Source organism: Mycobacterium sp. pUA109 (genome assembly GCF_041287095.1).
Lineage (GTDB): Bacteria > Actinomycetota > Actinomycetes > Mycobacteriales > Mycobacteriaceae > Mycobacterium.
In genome coordinates, this window is the sequence record NZ_JBGGKS010000006.1 from 63,848 (window position 1) to 83,049 (window position 19,202).

Below are 19,202 nucleotides of genomic sequence, written 5' to 3' on the forward strand. Positions count from 1 at the left end.
GTGGCCGATCTCCGCGCCGAATATCCGTACCAGGATGCGGCGCTGTCGATCGAGCAGCGCACCGAGGACCTGCTGTCGCGGCTGGCGCTCGACGACAAGGTCGCGTTGATGTTCCACACCATGGCCGTCCTCGGTGACGTCGGCCAGTTCGGGCCGGAACTGCCCATCCCGGCGCTGTCGGCCCTGCTGGAGAAGGGGTTGACGCACTTCAACGTGATCGGGGCAGCCGCCGACGGGCGGGAATTCGCCCAGTGGTGCAACGGCGTCCAGCGCATCGCGCTGCAACGCGCACCCCACCCCATCCCGGTGACCCTGTCCACCGATCCGCGCCACCACTTCACCGACAACCCGGTGGCGCAGATGGTGGCCGGCGCGTTCTCGCAGTGGCCAGAAACGCTGGGGCTGGCGGCGATCGGCGCACCGGAGCGGGTGCGGCAGTTCGCCGACATCGTCCGGCAGGAGTATCTGGCGGTCGGGATCCGGGTCGCGCTGCACCCGCAGATCGATGTGACCACCGAACCGCGCTGGTCGCGCATCAGCAGCACCTTCGGCGAAGACGCCGATCTCACCGCGCGGCTGGCCGTCGGTTACCTGCACGGTCTGCAGGGCGAGTCGCTGGGCGCCGATTCGGTGGCGGCGATGATCAAACACTTTCCCGGTGGGGGACCGCAAAAGGACGGCCTCGACCCGCATTTCCCGTGGGGACGCGAACAGGTCTACCCGGGCGACAACGCCGACTACCATCTGCGACCGTTTCGGGCCGCGTTGGCCGCCGGCGCCGCCGAGGTGATGCCGTACTACGGGATGCCGGTCGGAACCGCCTGGGACGAGGTCGGTTTCGGCTTCAACAAGTCGGTGATCACCGGGTTGCTGCGCGACCAACTGGGCTTCGACGGGGTGGTGTGCACCGATTGGGGACTGATCACCGACCGCCCCGAACTCGGTGACCTCAGCAGCGCCCGGGCCTGGGGCGTCGAACACCTCGGCCGTGAAGAGCGCGTGCTGCGGGCTGTCGGCGCTGGGGTGGACCAGTTCGGCGGCGAAGAATGCACCGAGATCCTGGCCGGTCTGGTGCGCGCCGGTCGCATCAGCCAGGCCCGCATCGACGCGTCGGCGCGGCGACTGCTGCGGATGAAGTTCACCCTCGGACTGTTTGACCGGCCGTTGGTGGACGAAGACCACGCCGCGGTCACCGTCGGCCGGTCAGACTTCCGGGCGGCCGGGCTCCAGGCCCAACAGGATGCCCTGACGCTGCTGACCAATACCGCCCTCGCCGACGGGAAACCGGTGCTGCCGTTGAGACGCGGCATCAAGGTTTATGCGCCGGAGCTCGATCAGGAGGCGCTGGCCGATTTCGCCACCGCGGTGGACACCGCCGCGGCGGCCGACGTGGCGATGCTGCGGCTGAAAGCCCCGTATGAGCCCGCCGACGGCGGCATCGCGCAGTTCTTTCACCACGGCTCACTGGAGTTCGGCGCGGCCGACGTGCAGCCGGTGCTCGAGGTGTGCGCCACCGTGCCGACCATCCTCGACATCACCCTGGACCGGCCCGCCGTGTTGACCCCGCTGGCGGATGCGGCGGCGGCGATCATCGCCAACTTCGGGGTCAGCGAAACCGCGTTGCTCAACGTCCTTTTCGGGGTGTCGGGTCCGCAGGGCGCGCTGCCGTTCGACCTGCCGTCGTCGGATGCGGCGGTCGCCGCCAGCCGCACCGACGTCGCCTTCGACACCGCAGACCCGCTGTTTCGGTTCGGGCACGGGCTGCACTACTGATCCGACCGGACAGATAAATCGGTTGCGCGCAACGCCGCACCGCCGCTAGCGTGGCCGGCGTTGTTGTCCTAGGAGGTCTCGTTGTGACAGGCATCGCCGGTTACCCGCCGTCGCCCGCGCGCTGATCGCCGACGCATCACCCGAGCACACCCCCAGTTCGGTCCCGGTGATCAGCGCATCCGCTGAACCTCCCGGAGACCTGCATGGCTCATCCCGTCCCGCCCGTCGTCGCCCTGACCGACGTCGGTTACCGCTGGCCCGACGGCAGCCCCGCGCTGTCCGGGATCAGCGGCACCTTCGGCGCCGGTCGCACCGGCCTGATCGGGGCCAACGGCGCCGGTAAATCCACGCTGCTGCGGCTGGTCGCCGGCCAGTTGGCGCCCACCACCGGCCACCTGGTCACGTCCGGGGAGGTTGCCTACCTGCCGCAGACGCTGGCCCTCGACGTCGATGCGCCGGTCGCCGATCTGCTCGGCGTCAGCGAGCGGCTCGCCGCGCTGCGGGCCATCGAAAACGGGGACGCCACCGAGCGGCACTTCGACGTCCTGGGCGACCAGTGGGACATCGAGACCCGGGCCGACACGGCCTTGCAAGACATCGGGTTCGGGTCCGCCGACCTGGATCGGCGGGTCGGGGAGTTGTCCGGCGGGGAGGCGATGCTGGTGGCGCTGACCGGGGTGCGGCTGCGCCGCGCACCGATCACCCTGCTCGACGAGCCGACCAACAACCTGGACCGGGACGCCCGCGCCACGCTGACCCGGCTGATCGCTTCCTGGGCGGGGGCGCTCATTGTGGTCAGCCACGACACCGCGCTGCTGGAGGCGATGGACCACACCGCCGAGCTGCACGACGGGCGGCTGACCGTGGTCGCCGGTCCCTACAGCGCGTGGCAAGCACACCTGGACCGGGAGCAGACGGCCGCGGCGCAGACCGCCCGCGTTGCCCAACAGGCCGTCAAGGTCGAAAAACGCCAGCGCGTCCAGGCCGAGACCAAGCTGGCCCGGCGTCGTCGGGCCGGGCGGATCGCCGCGCAGAACAAGCGCGCGGCAAAAATTGTGATGAACCAAAACGCCAGCACCGCACAGGTTTCGGCCGGCAAACTGCGCGCGAACCTCGACCAGCGGGTGCGGACCGCCCAGGCCGAGCTGGAGGCCGCCGCGGCCCGGGGCCGCACCGACGAACGCATTCGCGTCGACCTGCCCGACCCGCAGGTGCCCACCAGCCGGCGCCTCGCCGAACTGCCCGGAACCGGGGGCCCGATCGTCGTGCAAGGTCCGGAGCGCATCGCGGTGACCGGCCCCAACGGGGTCGGCAAGACCTCGCTGCTGCAGTCCCTGCGGGCCGGCACCGCGGGTCGGCTGCTGACCGACCGGGTGGGCTATCTGCCGCAGCGCCTGGACGGCCTGGACGACGCGGCGTCGGTGCTCGACACCGTGCGGGCGGCCGCCCCGACCGCGTCACCGCAGGCGATCCGCGCCCAACTCGCCCGCTTCCTGCTGCGCGGTGACAGCGTGGCGCGCCCGGTCGGCACGCTGTCCGGCGGTGAACGATTCCGGGTGGCGCTGGCCCGGCTGCTGCTCGCCGACCCGCCGCCGCAGCTGTTGCTGCTCGACGAACCCACCAACAACCTCGACATGGCCAGCGTGGATCAACTGGTCGACGCGCTGGGCAGCTACCGCGGAGCCTTCCTGGTGGTCAGCCACGACGACGGGCTGCTGAACCGGCTCGATCTGTCCAAGACGTTGACCATGGCGCGGCACGGTGAACTCGCCGACAACGGCTAACCTCGCAGCTATGACTCGCCTGCACGCCGGTTGGCTGGTTGCGCTGTTCGCCGCGATCCTGTCGGTGAGCACCTGGCTGCCGTGGTTGACCACCGCCGTGAGCGGCGGCGGCCACGCCAACGCGATCGGCGGCAGCGTGGGCGCCGTGACGCTTCCACCCCGCTTCGGGGCGGGGCAGTTGATCGTGTTGCTGGCATCTGCCCTGTTGGTGGCGGGTGCGATGATCGGCCGCGGGCTATCGGCGCGGCTGGCTTCGGTTACCGCACTAGCCATTTCGCTGCTGGTCGTGGCGCTGACCATCTGGTACTACCACATCAACGTGGTGGCGCCGCTGAGCGCCGGCTACGGGCTGTACCTGGGGGCGGCCAGTGCGGTCGGTGCGTTCGCGTGCTCGATCTGGGCGTTGGCGTCGGCCACGGTGCGGTAGCGCGGCGGGAAACCCGGGCGGTCCCGCCGGCTCGTGGTCTGAACCAACGAGACCTAGCAGGCGTGTCCGTCGACAAACACACCCACCTGCTGGGCGTATTGCCCCGCAGGGGGATTGATAAACGCGCCGGTCTCACGAGGGCAGCTCATCGGGCGGTGTGACGGTGCCGATGTCGGTGTGCGCAAAGTCATCGCCCTTGCACAGCAGCGGCTGACCGCTGATCTTGGCCAGGGCATAGGAGAAACAGTCGCCGTAGTTCAGGGCCGCGCGATGTCGTCCCTTGCCGTACCGGCGGTACGCCACACGCGCGGTGCCTGCCTGGTCGGTATCGACGGGAACGAGATCGACCGCGGCGCGGTGTAGCCACAGATCCAACTCGCGCCCGCCCGGTTCGCCGAAACGGGTTTCGATCACGATCGCCGTCTCCAGGTACGACGCTGTCGACATCAGCCGGACCGGGTCGGCTTCGACCGCGGCCTCGAACTGGTCAGCTTCCGGCTCGTCGCTCAACATCGCCACCAGCGCGGAGGTGTCGATCACCATCAAGCAGGCAATCCGTGCTCGTCGTAGCCCAGGATCTGCTCTGCCGTTCGGTTGTCGATTCTCGGTAGCGTCGCGCACCGGCGGCGGATCGCCGCCAATTCCTCGCGCAGCGGGGTGGACTGCGCACGTCCTCGTTCGCGGGTGAGCCGCTCACGGAGCGCCACCACCACTGCCTCGGTCAGCGTCTCGCCGGTGCGAGCGGCGAGTTCGCGCGCCAACCGGTCGGCTTCGGGATGCTTGATGCTCAACGCCATGAGGATGATTCTATATAAGAAGCTAGATTCTAGACGCTCATTTCATTGTTCGAGCCCGCCTGCATCCGGACAGAGAAACATACTTTGACGTGCAGAAAAACGGTGAGAGTGCCCCCGGCAGGATTCGAACCTGCGACACCGGCTTTAGGAGAGCCGTGCTCTATCCCCTGAGCTACGAGGGCGGGGGACCTATTGAAATAGGTGTCGAAAACACTAGTGGATCGCCGATCGCGGTTCGCGTGCGGTTGGATGGGGCGTCGCGGGCTTGTCGCGGAGGCGCAGATGACACCTCGTGGATATGTGTGGCCTGCGGCGATCGCTCGGGGCAACGCTGCTCGACCGCTGTCCACTGTGGAGACGAGTGCGGTTGGTCGCATCGAGCGCGCCGATAGTCATGGCTGTTTTGGGTCGGGCTGGTGCATGAACTGGGACAGCATGCGCCCCACCATCGATTCGATGGTGGATTCGATGGATGCAGCCAGGGTGCCGCTGACGGCGGCGACGGCCAGGGTGCGGAAGCCGATGAGGGTGGTGATGAGTCCGCTGATTTCGGCGTCGTCGGGCAGCGGTGTGCTGGGGGTGATGCGCAGGGCGGCGTGTTCGGCTCCGGCGCGGATCAGGATGTCGCTGATCGCCTCGATGTGTGGCAGCACTTGCTCGTGCACGTCGATGAGTTTGTTCATGCTGACGCCGTAGTCGCGGATCTGGGCAAACGCGTCAAGTAGATTGGGCCGCAGAACAGTTGCGGTGTCGCCGTGCACGCTGATGAGGTTCAGTGCGACGAGGCGTTCGAACGCCGGTGGGTCGGCGACTATGTCTTGAGCTTCGGTCAGCGCAATGAGGTGGGGCTTCTCGGCGGCCCAGGTGCCCGGTGTGGTGGACGGCACGCCCAATAGGTCAGCGAGGCTCTTGCCGTCTTCCAAGGCGCCGAGTAGCTCACGAAGGTTGGCGATGGTGTATCCGCGCGCCAGCATGGAGCTGATCAGCCGTAGCCGCGTTAGGTGGGTGTCGTCGAAAAATGCCAGCCGGCCGGCCCTCCGCGGTGGCGGCAGGAGACCGCGGTCGCGGTATACCCGGATGTTGCGGGTGGTGGTACCGGCCAGCCGGGCCAGTTCGTCGGTGCGGTACTGGCCACTGCCGGCGCCTGCTGGGGCGCGGACCGCGGCGTCGAACAGTTGCGCCACCGCGGTGTCGATGATGTCGCGCCCCTGGCGGCGCACCCGCTTGGGCGCGCGCCGCAGGTTGGCCACAATGGTGGCCATCGGCCCGCCGGAAGAGTGGTGTTTGTGGTCGGAGGGCATTTCAGGCGCTCGAACGGGCAGGTGCGGGGGTGTTGGCGTCCCGCGCGACGGCGGAGTAGTCGCTGAATTGGAAGTCGCGCATCTGTCGAAGATACTGGGTGGCAAAGCCGGGATACATCGTCGCGTTGAATCCATCCTTGGTCAGATACCAGCTGCTGCATCCTGTCATCCAGGTGGTCTTCGTCAATCGCTGCTGCAGTCGCGAGTTGTAGGTGCTCTGCACGTTTTCGCGCACATCCAGGTAGCGCAGATCGTTGTCGACGATCGTGGTGATGGCCCGCACGGCGTAGTCGAGTTGGCCTTCGACGTAGACCAGCAGCGAGTTGTGGCCGGGTCCGGAGTTTGGGCCGGACATGAAGAATAGATTCGGGTAGCCGTGGGCGCTGGCACTCTTGTAGGCCTGCGCGCCGTCGCGCCATTGGGCTTGCAGGGACCTCCCGCTCAGGCCGTGCACCGGGAACGGCGGCCCGGTCAGGTGAACGTCGTATCCGGTGGCGAACACGATGGCGTCCAGGTGGTGCTCGATGCCGTCGCTGGTACGGATCCCGGCCGGGCTCAAGGTGGCGATCGGCCAGTCGATGAGTTTGCAGTTATCTTGTTGCAGGGCCGGATAGTAGTCGCTGGAGACCAGCATGCGTTTGCAGCCCGGGGTGAAGTCGGGAGTCAATTGGCGGCGCAGCCAGGGGTCCTTGACCTGCCGCCGTAGGTGGGCCTTTCCGGCCCAAGCCACGGCCTTGGTCAGCGGTGAATCCCACACCAGCGCGGTGGCGCTGGCCTCGTGCCCTATGAACAGCGCAAGACGTGCAAGCCGTTGGGTGGCGGGCATGGCGGCGAACATCTGCTGCAGGCGCGGTGGGATGGGGACGTCGGCGCGGGGCAACACCCAGCCGGGCGTGCGTTGGAATACCTTCACGTGGCCCGCTGTCTTGACAAGTTCGGGGATGATCTGGATGGCGCTGGCGCCGGTCCCGATCACCGCGACCCGTTTGCCGGTGAAGTCGTAGTCGTGATCCCAGCGAGCACTGTGAATCTTGTGCCCTTGGTAGTCATCGAGACCACGGATATCTGGGAAACTGGCGTCGCTCAATGGGCCTGAGGCCAGTATCACGGTCCGCGCCCGGTAGGTGCGGCCGCCAGTGGTGGCGATGCTCCATTGGCCGGCATCTTCGTCGAAGGTGAGCCCGCTGACTTCGGTGCCGAAGTGGATGTGGCGGCGCACATCGAAGCAGTCGGCCATGTCCTCGATGTGGCGGCAGATTTCCTCGGCCGGTGAGTAGGCGCGTGACCATGTCGGATTGGGGACGAACGAGAACGAGTAGAGCAGCGAAGGGATGTCGCAGGCGGCGCCGGGATAGGTGTTGTCGCGCCAGGTTCCGCCGACCCGGTCGGCGCGTTCGAGGATGACGATGTCGTCGACCCCGGCCTGGCCGAGTTTGATGGCGGCACCAAGGCCGGTGAAGCCCGCGCCGACGATCAGCGTGGTGTAGACGTGGGTGTCCAGAGGTGTCATGGTGATCAGGCCGCCGGCTCGTAGGTCAATTCTTTAAACCAGGTGGGGATCGGTTTGAGCAGTTTCTTCGGGTAGCGATCCGACGCCCAGACCATCGAATTGGCCAGCAGGTGGTAGGGGTGACGGGGGTTGACCACCCAGCGGGCGTGCATCTTGAGGATCTGGTAGGTCGGCACCCTCCTGGAGTACTCGGCGCGATCGCCGAGTTGCTTGAATCGTTTCATCGCGGCGTAGAGCCGTTCGGGTTCTAACCCCATCGCAACGATATTGTTGCGCATCCGGTTGAGCAGCGGCATGTACATCAGGGCTCCGATGATCACACCGGGGGAGGCGACGTTGCCGACGAACTGGATCGCCAGACGGCGCAACGTGGCGTTGCCGATCATGTTGAGGACATCGAAATCAACCGCGATATGGCGTGATTCGTCGTTGTTGATCTTCTCGAAAACCTGATGACACACCGGGTCATGAACTTCTTCGAGTAAAAACTTCAGCAACGCACCGTCGAGGGCGACCTCCAGCATCGGTATGACGGTGCCCAGGATGGAGAGCGGCATTTCGTCGGAGTGCTTGTCCAGCCATTCGATGGCCAGCCGGATATTGACGTTGGGTTCGGGGATCTCGCCATCGTCTTCGAGCATTCCCCACCGCTTCATCAGGGCCAGTTCGGCGTTGGCGTGGCGTTGCTCCTCGGCGTGGAAGTAGCGGTAAATCTCGGCCAGGGTGGGAGTGGGTGCCTTCTTGGCCAGTGCGGCGAATCCGCGGGCCCCGACGTTCTCAATCCAGCACAGATCGGCCATGAACGCCTTGAGTCGGGGCCGGAACTCATCGCTGATGGTTTCGGCGCCCGGTGCGTCCCAGTCGATATCGGCCAACGCCCACTGACGGTCTTTGATCTTGGTGAGCATGACATCCATGTCGATAGCCATCGTGTTTCTCCTCTACTTGGGCCGGTGAACGGGAAGGTTCAGTCGCTGAGGGAGCTGAACAGGTTAGGTAGCCGTGCGGCGAGGCCGATCCCACTGCGTCGATGTCACTGCAGACCACCCGTCCACCCCGCTGCGCGAGTTCGACGGCGAACGCCGCACCGATACCGCTGCCCGCGCCGGTGATCACCGCATCCGCGTTCTTGCTGACTGCGACCTTCGATCCGAACATCGCTACCGCGACTTGACCGTCACGGCAGGTGCCTCCGAGGCGTCAGGGAGCCGATTCGCCGGATTCTTCGGATGCGAGTCCTGGGGTCCGGCGGCCTGCAACGTGGCGGTGACGAACCGTGCCGCGTGCACAAGGGCCGCGGCAGCATCCCGGGTCAGACGCGGCAGTGCCTGGAACACGTGCACCTGATCCGGCCACACCTGCAACTCGCATTCGCCGCCAGCGGCTCGAATGTCCTTGGCGAGCTGCTCGGCATCCCCGCGCAGCATTTCCGCGCCCCCGGCCTGAATCAGGCTAGGCGGCAGTGTCGGCCCGCCCGCGACGTCCAAGCGCAGGCGGGGATGATCAGGGGCGATGTCGCGGGTGTACAACCGCACCAGACGTGCGGCGTCAACCACCCGGATCGCCGGATCACGCCGGACCCGCTCGCGTGCACCGGCGAGGGTGAATGTCAGATCGATCAGCGGCGAAAACAGCACCAGACCCGCCGGGCGCCGGTCGGCCGCCTCGTGCAGCAACAGGTCCACCGAGAGGTGGCCACCGGCCGAGTCGCCAACGATCACAACCTGGTGCGGCGCAATGCCGCGCGCGCCCGTCAGCCACTCCCAGCCCGCTGCGACATCGTTGGCCGCGGCCGGGAAGCGATGTTCGGGCGCCAGCCGATAATCCACGCAGAACACCGCCAGGCCTGTCGCCTTCGACAGCGCCGAGACCAACCGGCGATGCGTGCGGGGCGAACACAGCGCGAACCCGCTGCCGTGCACGAAGTAGATCGCCGCACCGGTCCTGCTGACTCCAGGAGCGCATACCCATTCGCCCCGAATGTGTTGCCCATCGGGCAGTTGGGCGCGGACCGGCTCCACGCGGGTACCGCGCAGTGGTGACCCACCGAAGTCCATGATCGATGCCACGATCCGGCGTGACAGCCACAACCCCCAACGCGGCTCTGGTGGAATGACCATGCTCAGCGGCCGCAGTGTCAGCATGCTGAGGCCCGACGCCATCCTGGTCCGTAATGACCCGCGGGCCGGGATCCTGGCGTTGCCCGAAATAGCCGAGGGTTCGACTGTCCGGGGTCGAGTCGCGTCGCTGTTCACGCCGTCACTGCATCACAATTGTCGACATTAGTCAATGTCACCAATGCAGAATGTCGACTATTGATCGCATCGAGGCGGTATCGGCAGCGTTTTCGACCAGCTCAGGTCTCTGTCGGGCCGCGGTTCAGCGGCCCGCCGATGCCGACGCGCTGTGCGTATTACGGGCCCGACCTACGGTGTCCGCAGGTCATTTGAAGATGGTCGGGAGAAGGTCCCAGTATCGACCTCGGCCTTGTTGAACCACCGGCGTAGCGTTCTTTCGACACCCCCAAACGCGTGGCGACCGCGGTCAGGCAGGCCGTGCGGCTGTGCATCAAACCCGGGGTGGTTCAGGATTCAGCATCTGGGATTCGCCAGAGGGGTAGGAACTGAGCGCGCTGTAGGGCCATCATGTTGGGCCGTCGAGGGTCCACGTGTGTTAGTGACTGATCGGAAACGCAGGCGGGGTTGATACCGGCGACTGGCTAGCGGTGAATGTGGTTGCAGTAAAGCAAGCTTGGTGCCCAAGCTGATTTGCGAGGCGAGTGCGCGTATTCCATGGCGAAGCTCGGCCGGGTGAGCGGCCAGCCCGCGCAGCAGGCGCTGTCCCACGGGCAATATTTGTCCTGGCGTTGCGGCTTTGAGGGGTTTGACTTGTTTATTGACGACCTTAGTCAACCTCTCGGCGAAATGTGGTTGAACGGCGGCATAGCCGAACAGCGCGTCACCGAGCGCTGTCGGTATGTACGGTTCGCCGAGAATGCAAGCTAGCCAGTACATCTGCCAGCTATCACTATCGCGCCAGCGCCACCATTGGATCATCTCGGTGTCGATGCAGCCTGCGTTCAAGCCGTGCCCGATATGGTCGGCGAGGCATTCGGCTTGGCGAAATGCGTCGGACATCCCTTGTCCAGGGGAGAAATCCTTGAAGTGTCCGGCATCGCCTACGAGCACCCAGCCCGGACCAGCTGACTCACGAAAGTAGCTGTGCCAGTTGCTCATGATCCGGATAGGACCGCTTTGCTGGCCTGATCGGACGACCTCGTACAGCTCAGGCCATCTACGGACTTCAGCTTCGAAGTTTGCCCTGCGTTCGGCCAAGAACGCCCTTCTGCGGTCCATGGGGGTGTTGACCGAAATCAGGTAACAGCCATCTGAGGGCATGCCGAGGTAGCCCGTTGTGCCCTTTACTCCCAAGAACGCCTCGGCGGATTCATCGTAGCTGGTGTAGTACGCCCAACTGCTGAGCCTGCCGCCAGGCAACGCTAGATATTCGCGGGAACCAACGGATTTGGCGACCACCGAGTTGCGGCCATCGGCGCCGATAACAAGGTCGGCGTAGATCGGCCCCTTGCGCGTTTCCACCCCCCTGACCCGCCCGTGTTCGATGATGACGTCATCGACTGAAAGCACTGTCCGTACGTCGGCGCCAGCTTCGGAAGCGGCCTCTGCGAGGATAGGATCCATTGTGGCGCGACGGATTCCAATCAGTGTCCCGTAACCATCCGGATCGGGTTCGAAGCTGAACGATTCGCGAGTGCTTCCTACGGTTACTCGTTTGATGACCGTCGCGCCCGAGGCGATGAGGTTTTCCAGCACTCCCAGTCGGCGCAGGACATCGACGCCGTTGGTCTGGAACGCGTTGGTAGACGGAACCTCGTTGGACAAGTGCGTCTTGTCGACCACGCACACACTAAATCCCTGCCGCGCCAGAAAGGTGGCCAGCGGAGCGCCGGCGCATCGAGCGCCCACAATCACGGCATCAAACTTCTGCACTGGATGTCCGATTCTTTTGGTAGACCAGCGGCGTAATCCCAAGTTCCGACTAGACGTTGCAGCGCCGACGCGCCCCACCGCTTACGGCTGCCGGCTTGCCTAGGCGGTACCGTCGGTATCGAGTATTTGGACTGTACTGTGGGCATGGCCGGGTTGTCCAGGCGTGGCAAGCATCAACGGAATATGCGTGCAAAACGCGCTCGGTGCGTTTCGCGCGAATGCCCTGGGGACGGTGATCCCTCTGACGTGAGCCGTTCGTATTGGTCCAGGTGTTGTGCGACTCTGATGTCCGAGGTTCGGGCATGCTGTCGATTCTTCCGAGCCGCACTCGCACCGCACCCCCTCAGACCCGTGGAGCCGCCTGTACCTCGATCAGCCCCGGGGTGCGTGCATTTTGTCGATTCCACCAGCCGCCTGCCACCACCCATACCGGCGGGCATCCCGCCGCGCAACGGACGGCACTGACCAGAGCCAAGGCCACTCCAGACTGATAACACCCGAGCAACATTGTGGCTGACGCAAGCCAACATGCATGTGCAGACGTGCTGGTGACGGAGGACGGCATGCCTGCCTGCTGCGGCTTGGCCGCGTTCCGGAATCGCAGCTACCGCATTCCGGCCCGGAGAATCGAGCCATTGTTGACCAGCATGGTCAAGGTTTTCAACAGGTCCCCGAGGGCGGGGGACCTATCGAAATAGGTGTTGAAAACCCTAGTGGATCGGCGGCGTGCGGTCGGAAGGGGATGTCGGCGGCTTGCCGCGGAGGCGCGTGTGACACCTGTGTGCAATCTGCGCTTTGTGAGGCGTATGTGACGGGCGACGAGAACGGCCGCCATCGAGCAGCCGGCGTACTTGTTCAGGCGGCGAGCACGACGGTGATGCTTGCGCTCTACACATCGGGTACCGGCGGGCCCAGCCCTTTGAGTAGCTGCCGCTTGGCAATGCTGATGTAGACGTACACGGTATGGCGCTCGACGTCCGCGTAAAAGTGGAGGAGTTCGTGTAGCGGGCGACGGCGAGGTTGGCAGTCTGACCGCGCACGTGTAAATGTCGGAAACGCCTCGCCGAAAGCGGCGGTCCGAATATCTACGGGCCGTAGGCGGGCACGGTCGAGCTATCGCGGTATCAGCGGAACGCTCCGGCTCCTCCGTCGGCCAGGAGTGTTTGTCCGGTGAGATAGCTGGAGTCATCGCCGACGAGAAATGCCACGATGGCGCCGATGTCATTTGTCGGGTCGCCGATGCGTTTGAGGGCGGTGCTGTTGGCGACTCGCTGGTAGTGGTCCGGCGCCATATCGCGCAGGACCCTTAGGCCGTCGGTTTGGGCGAGCGGGCACACAACGTTGACGCGTATTCCATCGGTACCCCATTCCAGGGCCGCGACTTTCGACATCCCTCGAATGGCCTCTTTCGCAGCGCCATAGGCACCGAAGAGAGGTTCGCCGGCGGCGCCGGCCGCGCTGCCGAGGTTGACGATGGATCCGCCGCCCCGGGCGAGCATGACAGGGTGTACCTGCTGCATCAGTCGAAACGTCGCGCGAGGGCCGGTATCGAACACTTCGTCGTAATCGGTGCAGGTGAGGTCGACGAAAGTTTTGGGCCCTGTGCTGGCGACGGCATTGTTGACCAGAGCGGTTACCGTGCCGAACGTGTCGACGGCGGCGTCGACGAGACGCTGGGCGCTTTGTGGATCTCGAAGGTCTGCGATGCAGGGTGCGACGGTGTACCCGGCAGCGGTGAATTGTGCTGTGGTGTCGGCCAAGACGGCGTCGATGATGTCGGTCACCAACACGGAGGCTCCTCGACTGAGCAGCGCTTCGGCGATGCCTTTGCCGATACCGCGGGCTGCTCCAGTGACGATGGCGACATGGCCTTCTAGCGATCGGTGGTGACTGTAGGTCGCCGCGGTGGAATCCGACACGCCAAGCCTTCCTGGTGAATGGGGGGGAGGCCCTGCTCGGCCATCTATGTGGCACGGTAACGCATATTGACACTCGGTGTCTACCGGCTCTACCGTGCCCAGTATGGGAACGAAGCCCAATGGGCGTCTTAGAGTCATTCAGTGGGCCACAGGTGGGGTCGGTCGAGCTGCGATCGAAAATATTTGCAATCACCCACAATTGGACCTGGTGGGCTGCTGGGTGCACAGCGCGGACAAGGCGGGAAGTGACGTCGGCCAACTCCTGGGCGCCGACCCCATCGGTGTACGCGCCACCGGGGATGTCGAGGAGTTATTGGCCCTGGACGCCGATTGCGTTATGTACAGCCCGCTGACAGCGGACCCCGCGGTGGTCGCATCCATCCTGCGATCGGGCAAGAACGTCGTCACACCGGTCGGCTGGGTATATCCAGATCTGAACAATCCGAAAGTCCGAGCCCTGGCCGACGCCGCGATCGAGGGCGGCGCCACACTGCATGGCTCGGGGATCCATCCCGGCGGGATCACTGAGCGGTTCCCGTTGATGGTGTCATCGTTGTCCTCGGCGGTAACCCACGTGCGCGGTGAAGAATTCTCCGACATCCGCACCTATAACGCACCCGATGTCGTGCGCCACATCATGGGATTCGGCGGCAAGCCCGATGAGGCACTCAACGGTCCGATGGCAACGATGCTGAGTTCGGGGTTCAAGAGCTCTGTGCGAATGGTGGCTGAGTACATGGGGTTTCGGATCGATCCGAAAATCCTGACGACACAGGAGGTGGCCGTCGCGACTCGCGACCTGCGGTGGGACGTGACTCCGATCAAGGCCGGCACGGTCGCCGGTCGCCGGTTTCGCTGGCAGGCTGTCGTCGACGGCAATCCGGTGATTACCGCCGCGGTGAACTGGCTCATGGGCGACGCCGAACTGGACACGGGGTGGAGGCTCGGCGAGGACGGGGAGCGCTTCGAGGTGGAGGTCCAGGGTGATCCCAATGTGAACCTGGTATTTCGCGGCCTTCATCCTGAATCGGTATCCCAGGGCCTGTTGCGTAATCCGGGTGTCGTGGCAACGGCCAATCATTGTGTCAACGCCATTCCTTATGTCTGCGCTGCAGATCCTGGCATCAAGACCTATCTGGAGTTGCCGTTGATTGCGGGGCGCCCGCTGGCGGCCTTGGCGAAAGGGCACCAATGATTCTCGATGACTTCCGGGTGACCGATCGGGTGGCTATCGTGACCGGGGCCGGTGTGGGCATCGGCCGGGCTATCGCGGTCGCATTGGCCGAAGCCGGCGCAGATGTGGTGGTTGCCGCGCGCACGCTGTCCCATCTTGATGAGACAGTGCGTCAGATAGAGAAGACGGGTCGGCGCGGATTAGCGGTGGTGACCGACGTCATGATCGAGGATGAGCTGCAAAGCTTGGTATCAACGACCGTCGAGACATTCGGCAAGTTGGACATTTTGGTCAACAACGCGGGCGGAACACAACCGCGGCCAGCGATGAAGACCTCCACGCGTTACCTGACGACGGCGCTGCAGTTCAACGCTGTCGCCCCATTCGTCCTGAGCAAGATCGCGGCTCAGGCCATGGTTGACACCAACGGTGAGGGCGCGATCGTCAACATCTCATCGCGGTCCGCTGACATGGTGATGCCCTCGTTTGTCGCCTACGGGGCCGGCAAAGCGGCCCTGAACATGATCACCCAGAACCTCGCCGCTGATCTGGCTCCACGAATCCGAGTCAACGCGATCGGGGTCGGCGGTGTACGGACCCAATCGATGGACTTCGTTATGAGCGACGACACCCTTCGCGACGAGTATCTGCGCAACACGCCGATGAATCGGATCGGTGAACCACGCGATGTTGCCGCGGCGGCGCTGTATTTGGCATCACCGGCTGCCTCGTGGGTGACCGGCGTCGTCCTTCGTGTTGACGGCGGCACCACCAAGCCCTCGTTCGCCATCCCGTCGAGTCCCCCGATCCCCACATCGATCTCAGCGCCCGACCGCGCACACTAACGAAAGCCGAGCACGAGAAATGAACACCGACGGTCCTGCGGCCGACATCGACAGCCGCACAGCGGGTTCAGTTGCGCTACCCGATGTCCGGTTCTGTCACCTCGTGGTGGGGGTATCGGATATGGATCGCGCTCTGGCGTTCTACCGGGATGTGCTCGGCATGGACGTGGTGTTCGACCAACTCATCTCAGGGGAACCTTTCGATGCCGTATTGCATGCGACACGTCAACAGCACGGGCGGGTTGTCGGTGGGCTGGTTGGGGGCCTGATGATCGAACTGCTCAGTCTGGGGTCCACGTCCGCGCCAACGACGGGACCAAAACGCGGGATCCTGGGAAACCAGAACATCGCGCTGTCTGTGCCCGACGTTGACGAGGCCTACCGGGCTGTCGTGAAAGCTGGCATGCAACCGGTTCAGGAGCCTTTTGCCATCGACAAGGTCCGTATGTTCTTCGTCAACGATCCCGATGGGACCGCCGTGGAATTCATCGAACTGCCCGCCGGCGCCCGCAGCAGCTACGAGATGCACCGTGGAACGCCAATCATGCTGGGGCCACGGCAATGACGTACTGGCATCGAGATTCCCTGGGCGGGATTGCAGTCGTCGTTACCGGCGCCGCGCGCGGCATCGGTAAAGGCATCGACACCAGCGCCGACGCCGTCATCGCGGCGGCCATCGAAACTCTCATCAAGGTCGACGGCCTGGTCAACAACGCGATGGCTACCAACGAGCCCAAGCCGTTGGTCGACGTCAACGACACCAGCCTCACACTTGACTACGCAGTTGGCCCCGCCGCGACGATTCGGCTCATGCAGGCTGTGCACCCGATCATGAAAGCCAACGGCAAAGCGTCCATCGTGAATCTGGGTTCAGGCATTCGCGTCAACATGGTATGCCCCTTCGCGGAAACCGAGGCGACGACGCCGGATACTTGACAGGGCAGACCATTCACGTCGACGGCGGGCCCGGCGTCTTCCGGTGACAGGAGCAGGATCAACGATGAACCCCGACCACGAACCCGAACAGCCACGGTCGCTGCGAGAACGCCAACGCGCAGCCATCCGTAGCGATCTCCGACGTGCGGCCTACCGACTGTTTGCCGAACACGGATACGACACAGTGAGCGTTGATGACATTGCCGCTGCGGCCGGACTGTCGCGTCGAACCCTGTTTCGCCACGTATCGACAAAAGAGGAACTTCTCCTCGGACCCGTACGCAACGGTGGCGCTGCGATCGCGCGGATCCTCGAAGATCAAGTCGTCGGCCTCAGCGCGGCCGAAGCGCTGAAGGAAGCGATTGTCGCGAGAGCGGCAGCATTTGAAGACGACGAAAGCCAGCAGTGGCTGGCAGCGGTATCCAGCGCACCTGGGCTGCTCGACAAAGTCACGATGGTCACCGCGGCCGACCGCGACCGGATCCTGAAAATCATCGCCGCCCAAATGGAAACCGACACCTCCGACTTGATTCCTGGGCTACTCATCCATCTAGCCTTCGCCGCCGGAGACTATGGATTTCAGCGATGGATCCACGACGCCGGTCGCAGCGGGCGCCCACTGCGTGACTGGGTGACCGAAGCGCTCGACACCACCATCAACCCGCCATGGACAACAACACCTTCAACCACTCATAGACCACAAGGATCCCGTCAATGACATCGCGCTACGCCCAACCTTGATCACAACCGGCTCGCGGTGCTAGTTACCGAGCCTCCGCTGTGTGGGTTTATGATGGACCGCGCGGGAATACGTTGGTGCATCTAATAATTCGGTTGCGCTGAATGGAACAAATCGTGATCGAGGAGTGGCAGGTCGCCCGGCGGCGGTTGGTGTGCGGCCGTGGGAGGAGCATGCAGGTGCCGGTGCACAACGGCAGGCGAATTAGCGTTGCCAGTGTACTGGCCCGGCCCGCAATGGGGGCGCATCCTCGGCGGGTGCGGTGTGGGAGACGGTGATCTGCACCGGAGCGGGTCGTTGGTGGGTACGGTGAGTGCGGTCGTAGTCGGCGCGGCGGCGCGGGTCACGCAGCACGGCGTAGGCGGCAAGAATTTGCCGCAGCTGTTCTTCGGCCCCGGAATTGGGTCCCTGGACGCGCAGGTCCGGATGATGGTCGCGTAGCTGGCGCCGGTAGGCGCGCGTGATTTCGGCTTGCGTCGCCGTCGGTGGCACCGCAAGCACCGCGTAGGGGTCAGTCATCGTCGCGCACCGCTTCTTTCGCCTGTGCTGATGCGTGTAGATGCTGCGGGGTGGACGCGTAGCATCCGGGTCGCATCCGCGCCCACCCCTGTGGGTGATGAGCCTCGTGCGGTCCACCCAAACTGCCACGATAAGTGGCGGTGCGCGAGTGCGTCGAGTTACGTCAGCCGCGCCGATACCTATCCACAGTCGTGGACGGCACGAGGTCACCACCTGGGCTTGTCGACGTGTCCGCGCATCACCTCCCCACAGTCACATGGCATCGTCGGAAACCCAGGCCGCGCCGACGCAACCCTGTGTCAATCGGGAGCTGGCGGCGGCGCGGCCCTGCGGGCGCTCAGGCGTTGATCGCGGTGCGCTCGCCGTCGTGGCTGATCTCGATGCGGCGCGGCTTGGCCTTTTCGGCCACCGGAATCGCCAGCCGCAACACGCCGTCGTGGTAGCTGGCCTCGATCTTGTCGGTGTCGAGGTTTTCGCCGAGGAACAACTGGCGGCTAAACACGCCCCGGGGCCGCTCGGCCGAGACCATCTCCCGACCCTGGTCCAGGTCGGGCCGTTCGGCGCGGACGGTGAGCACGTTGCGCTCCACGTCGAGATCAAGGGAATCGGGCTTCACGCCGGGCAGATCGAACTCGACGATGAACTGGTCGCCGTCGCGCCAGGCGTCCATCGGCATCACCGCCGGCCGGGCCGCGGTGCCGAGCACCTGCTGGGTCCAGCGGTCGAGGTCACGAAACGGATCTGTACGCATCAAAACCATCTTTTAACCTCCCGGTCAGGGCAGACAATCTATGTCTGCAAGCACAGGTTTGTGATACCACTTCGTGTATACTCGCGCAAGTATCAGTGAGAACTTTTTTGAAGGAGAAGTGGGTTGACCGGGGATTCGGCCACACCGCGTTCCGCGCGCGGGGTCTACGGCATCTCGGTGGCCTCCGAGCTGTCGGGCATCGCCTCGCAAACGTTGCGGCTCTACGAGCGCCGCGGACTGTTGACCCCGTCGCGCACCGATGGGGGCACCCGCCGTTACAGCGATGACGACCTCGAGCGGCTGCAGCGGATCACCGAACTGGTCGACGAGGGCGTCAACCTGGCGGGCATCGCCCAGATTCTGGCACTGGAGACCAGAAACAGCCAGCTAGAGTCGGACTACACCCAACTCGAGTTGGCCAACGCCGAACTCAAGGCGCGGCGCAAACCGACACCAAACCGGGCCGCCGCGCCCAAGACGTCAAGGAGGAGTGGCCGATCATGACCGACGTCGACAGCATCGTTTTAGCCGATGACACACCGCAAGCCGACGCGGTCGACCAGCGCCTCGCCGTCGATCCCGACGCCGAAATCGTCTTCGACGGCAGCTACCTGGACGTCGGGGGTGACCGCGACGCCAACGACGCCGACCTCATCGATCAAGCCATCATCGTCCCGGTCCCCGACGGCGACTGGGACTACAACCCACCGGCCTAAT

At 64.7% G+C, this 19,202-nt stretch carries 19 protein-coding genes, 1 tRNA gene and 2 pseudogenes; 10 read left to right on the forward strand and 12 right to left on the reverse strand.

Features of this window, described 5'->3' with window-relative positions; translation table 11 throughout:
• The 3 genes from ACAG26_RS08960 to ACAG26_RS08970 all read left to right on the forward strand — a co-directional run bounded on the left by ACAG26_RS08960 (position 1) and on the right by ACAG26_RS08970 (position 3,984).
• Positions 1-1,773 (forward strand): glycoside hydrolase family 3 N-terminal domain-containing protein, encoded by a 1,773-nt coding sequence (locus ACAG26_RS08960; RefSeq protein WP_370481373.1) that lies wholly within the window; start codon positions 1-3, stop codon positions 1,771-1,773.
• 203 nt (positions 1,774-1,976) lie between these two features.
• Positions 1,977-3,557 (forward strand): ABC-F family ATP-binding cassette domain-containing protein, encoded by a 1,581-nt coding sequence (locus tag ACAG26_RS08965; protein ID WP_370481375.1) that lies wholly within the window; start codon positions 1,977-1,979, stop codon positions 3,555-3,557.
• Between the two features lie 10 nt (positions 3,558-3,567).
• On the forward strand, positions 3,568-3,984 hold the full coding sequence (locus ACAG26_RS08970; RefSeq protein ID WP_370481377.1) for a hypothetical protein: 417 nt from the start codon (positions 3,568-3,570) through the stop codon (positions 3,982-3,984).
• Positions 3,985-4,116: 132 nt separating this feature from the next.
• On the opposite strand, the gene ACAG26_RS08975 is transcribed toward ACAG26_RS08970, so the two are convergent.
• From ACAG26_RS08975 to ACAG26_RS09020, 10 genes and pseudogenes are all read right to left on the reverse strand, one after another.
• Positions 4,117-4,527: a type II toxin-antitoxin system VapC family toxin gene (locus ACAG26_RS08975; protein WP_370481379.1), complete on the reverse strand. Its 411-nt coding sequence runs from the start codon at positions 4,525-4,527 to the stop codon at positions 4,117-4,119.
• The gene (locus tag ACAG26_RS08980; protein WP_370481382.1) at positions 4,527-4,781 is read right to left on the reverse strand and encodes a type II toxin-antitoxin system VapB family antitoxin; all 255 of its coding nucleotides are present in this window, start codon (positions 4,779-4,781) and stop codon (positions 4,527-4,529) included. The genes ACAG26_RS08975 and ACAG26_RS08980 overlap by 1 nt, the downstream gene beginning before the upstream one ends.
• A 109-nt stretch (positions 4,782-4,890) precedes the next feature.
• Positions 4,891-4,963, reverse strand: a tRNA-Arg gene (locus ACAG26_RS08985).
• Between the two features lie 210 nt (positions 4,964-5,173).
• The gene (locus tag ACAG26_RS08990; protein ID WP_370481384.1) at positions 5,174-6,082 is read right to left on the reverse strand and encodes a MerR family transcriptional regulator; all 909 of its coding nucleotides are present in this window, start codon (positions 6,080-6,082) and stop codon (positions 5,174-5,176) included.
• A gap of 1 nt (position 6,083) precedes the next feature.
• On the reverse strand, positions 6,084-7,592 hold the full coding sequence (locus ACAG26_RS08995; protein ID WP_370481386.1) for a flavin-containing monooxygenase: 1,509 nt from the start codon (positions 7,590-7,592) through the stop codon (positions 6,084-6,086).
• 5 nt (positions 7,593-7,597) lie between these two features.
• Positions 7,598-8,521: a ferritin-like domain-containing protein gene (locus tag ACAG26_RS09000; RefSeq protein ID WP_370481388.1), complete on the reverse strand. Its 924-nt coding sequence runs from the start codon at positions 8,519-8,521 to the stop codon at positions 7,598-7,600.
• Positions 8,522-8,614: 93 nt separating this feature from the next.
• Positions 8,615-8,750, reverse strand: a pseudogene (locus ACAG26_RS09005) (short-chain dehydrogenase); the annotation flags it as partial.
• Positions 8,751-8,752: 2 nt separating this feature from the next.
• Positions 8,753-9,754 (reverse strand): alpha/beta hydrolase, encoded by a 1,002-nt coding sequence (locus tag ACAG26_RS09010; RefSeq protein WP_370481390.1) that lies wholly within the window; start codon positions 9,752-9,754, stop codon positions 8,753-8,755.
• Between the two features lie 429 nt (positions 9,755-10,183).
• Entirely contained in the window at positions 10,184-11,602 is a 1,419-nt protein-coding gene (locus ACAG26_RS09015; protein WP_370481392.1) for an NAD(P)/FAD-dependent oxidoreductase, read from the reverse strand.
• A 1,124-nt stretch (positions 11,603-12,726) separates the two neighbouring features.
• Complete coding sequence (locus ACAG26_RS09020) at positions 12,727-13,521, reverse strand: SDR family NAD(P)-dependent oxidoreductase (protein WP_370481393.1); 795 nt, start codon at positions 13,519-13,521, stop codon at positions 12,727-12,729.
• A 103-nt stretch (positions 13,522-13,624) separates the two neighbouring features.
• On the opposite strand from ACAG26_RS09020, the gene ACAG26_RS09025 reads away from it, so the two are divergent.
• The 5 genes and pseudogenes from ACAG26_RS09025 to ACAG26_RS09045 all read left to right on the forward strand — a co-directional run bounded on the left by ACAG26_RS09025 (position 13,625) and on the right by ACAG26_RS09045 (position 17,194).
• The gene (locus tag ACAG26_RS09025; protein ID WP_370481396.1) at positions 13,625-14,716 is read left to right on the forward strand and encodes a dihydrodipicolinate reductase; all 1,092 of its coding nucleotides are present in this window, start codon (positions 13,625-13,627) and stop codon (positions 14,714-14,716) included.
• Positions 14,717-14,733: 17 nt separating this feature from the next.
• Positions 14,734-15,540: a glucose 1-dehydrogenase gene (locus ACAG26_RS09030; protein WP_370481398.1), complete on the forward strand. Its 807-nt coding sequence runs from the start codon at positions 14,734-14,736 to the stop codon at positions 15,538-15,540.
• Positions 15,541-15,559: 19 nt separating this feature from the next.
• Entirely contained in the window at positions 15,560-16,105 is a 546-nt protein-coding gene (locus ACAG26_RS09035) for a VOC family protein (protein ID WP_370481401.1), read from the forward strand.
• Positions 16,102-16,523: pseudogene (locus tag ACAG26_RS09040) on the forward strand (SDR family oxidoreductase). The gene ACAG26_RS09035 and the pseudogene ACAG26_RS09040 overlap by 4 nt, the downstream one beginning before the upstream one ends.
• 17 nt (positions 16,524-16,540) lie before the next feature.
• Complete coding sequence (locus ACAG26_RS09045) at positions 16,541-17,194, forward strand: TetR/AcrR family transcriptional regulator (protein ID WP_370481403.1); 654 nt, start codon at positions 16,541-16,543, stop codon at positions 17,192-17,194.
• A 225-nt stretch (positions 17,195-17,419) separates the two neighbouring features.
• On the opposite strand, the gene ACAG26_RS09050 is transcribed toward ACAG26_RS09045, so the two are convergent.
• Positions 17,420-17,734, reverse strand: coding sequence for a J domain-containing protein (locus ACAG26_RS09050; protein ID WP_370481406.1), 315 nt, complete (start codon positions 17,732-17,734; stop codon positions 17,420-17,422).
• Between the two features lie 337 nt (positions 17,735-18,071).
• Positions 18,072-18,494, reverse strand: coding sequence for an Hsp20/alpha crystallin family protein (locus ACAG26_RS09055; protein ID WP_370481408.1), 423 nt, complete (start codon positions 18,492-18,494; stop codon positions 18,072-18,074).
• 114 nt (positions 18,495-18,608) lie between these two features.
• On the opposite strand from ACAG26_RS09055, the gene ACAG26_RS09060 reads away from it, so the two are divergent.
• Together ACAG26_RS09060 and ACAG26_RS09065 are read left to right on the forward strand one after the other, a co-directional pair.
• Positions 18,609-18,989, forward strand: coding sequence for a helix-turn-helix transcriptional regulator (locus ACAG26_RS09060; RefSeq protein ID WP_370481410.1), 381 nt, complete (start codon positions 18,609-18,611; stop codon positions 18,987-18,989).
• Positions 18,986-19,201, forward strand: a complete 216-nt coding sequence (locus ACAG26_RS09065; protein WP_370481412.1) for a hypothetical protein — start codon at positions 18,986-18,988, stop codon at positions 19,199-19,201. Before ACAG26_RS09060 ends, ACAG26_RS09065 begins: the two co-directional genes overlap by 4 nt.
• Position 19,202: the final 1 nt, after the last annotated feature.

Bases quoted from the DNA above. Each gene is read 5' to 3' on its own strand.
- ACAG26_RS08965 (WP_370481375.1), top strand. From the start codon at position 1,977: ATGGCTCATCCCGTCCCGCCCGTCGTCGCCCTGACCGACGTCGGTTAC.
- ACAG26_RS08970 (WP_370481377.1), top strand. From the start codon at position 3,568: ATGACTCGCCTGCACGCCGGTTGGCTGGTTGCGCTGTTCGCCGCGATC.
- ACAG26_RS08975 (WP_370481379.1), bottom strand. From the start codon at position 4,527: ATGGTGATCGACACCTCCGCGCTGGTGGCGATGTTGAGCGACGAGCCG.
- ACAG26_RS08980 (WP_370481382.1), bottom strand. From the start codon at position 4,781: ATGGCGTTGAGCATCAAGCATCCCGAAGCCGACCGGTTGGCGCGCGAA.
- ACAG26_RS08990 (WP_370481384.1), bottom strand. From the start codon at position 6,082: ATGCCCTCCGACCACAAACACCACTCTTCCGGCGGGCCGATGGCCACC.
- ACAG26_RS08995 (WP_370481386.1), bottom strand. From the start codon at position 7,592: ATGACACCTCTGGACACCCACGTCTACACCACGCTGATCGTCGGCGCG.
- ACAG26_RS09000 (WP_370481388.1), bottom strand. From the start codon at position 8,521: ATGGCTATCGACATGGATGTCATGCTCACCAAGATCAAAGACCGTCAG.
- ACAG26_RS09010 (WP_370481390.1), bottom strand. From the start codon at position 9,754: ATGGCGTCGGGCCTCAGCATGCTGACACTGCGGCCGCTGAGCATGGTC.
- ACAG26_RS09025 (WP_370481396.1), top strand. From the start codon at position 13,625: ATGGGAACGAAGCCCAATGGGCGTCTTAGAGTCATTCAGTGGGCCACA.
- ACAG26_RS09035 (WP_370481401.1), top strand. From the start codon at position 15,560: ATGAACACCGACGGTCCTGCGGCCGACATCGACAGCCGCACAGCGGGT.
- ACAG26_RS09045 (WP_370481403.1), top strand. From the start codon at position 16,541: ATGAACCCCGACCACGAACCCGAACAGCCACGGTCGCTGCGAGAACGC.
- ACAG26_RS09050 (WP_370481406.1), bottom strand. From the start codon at position 17,734: ATGACTGACCCCTACGCGGTGCTTGCGGTGCCACCGACGGCGACGCAA.
- ACAG26_RS09055 (WP_370481408.1), bottom strand. From the start codon at position 18,494: ATGGTTTTGATGCGTACAGATCCGTTTCGTGACCTCGACCGCTGGACC.
- ACAG26_RS09065 (WP_370481412.1), top strand. From the start codon at position 18,986: ATGACCGACGTCGACAGCATCGTTTTAGCCGATGACACACCGCAAGCC.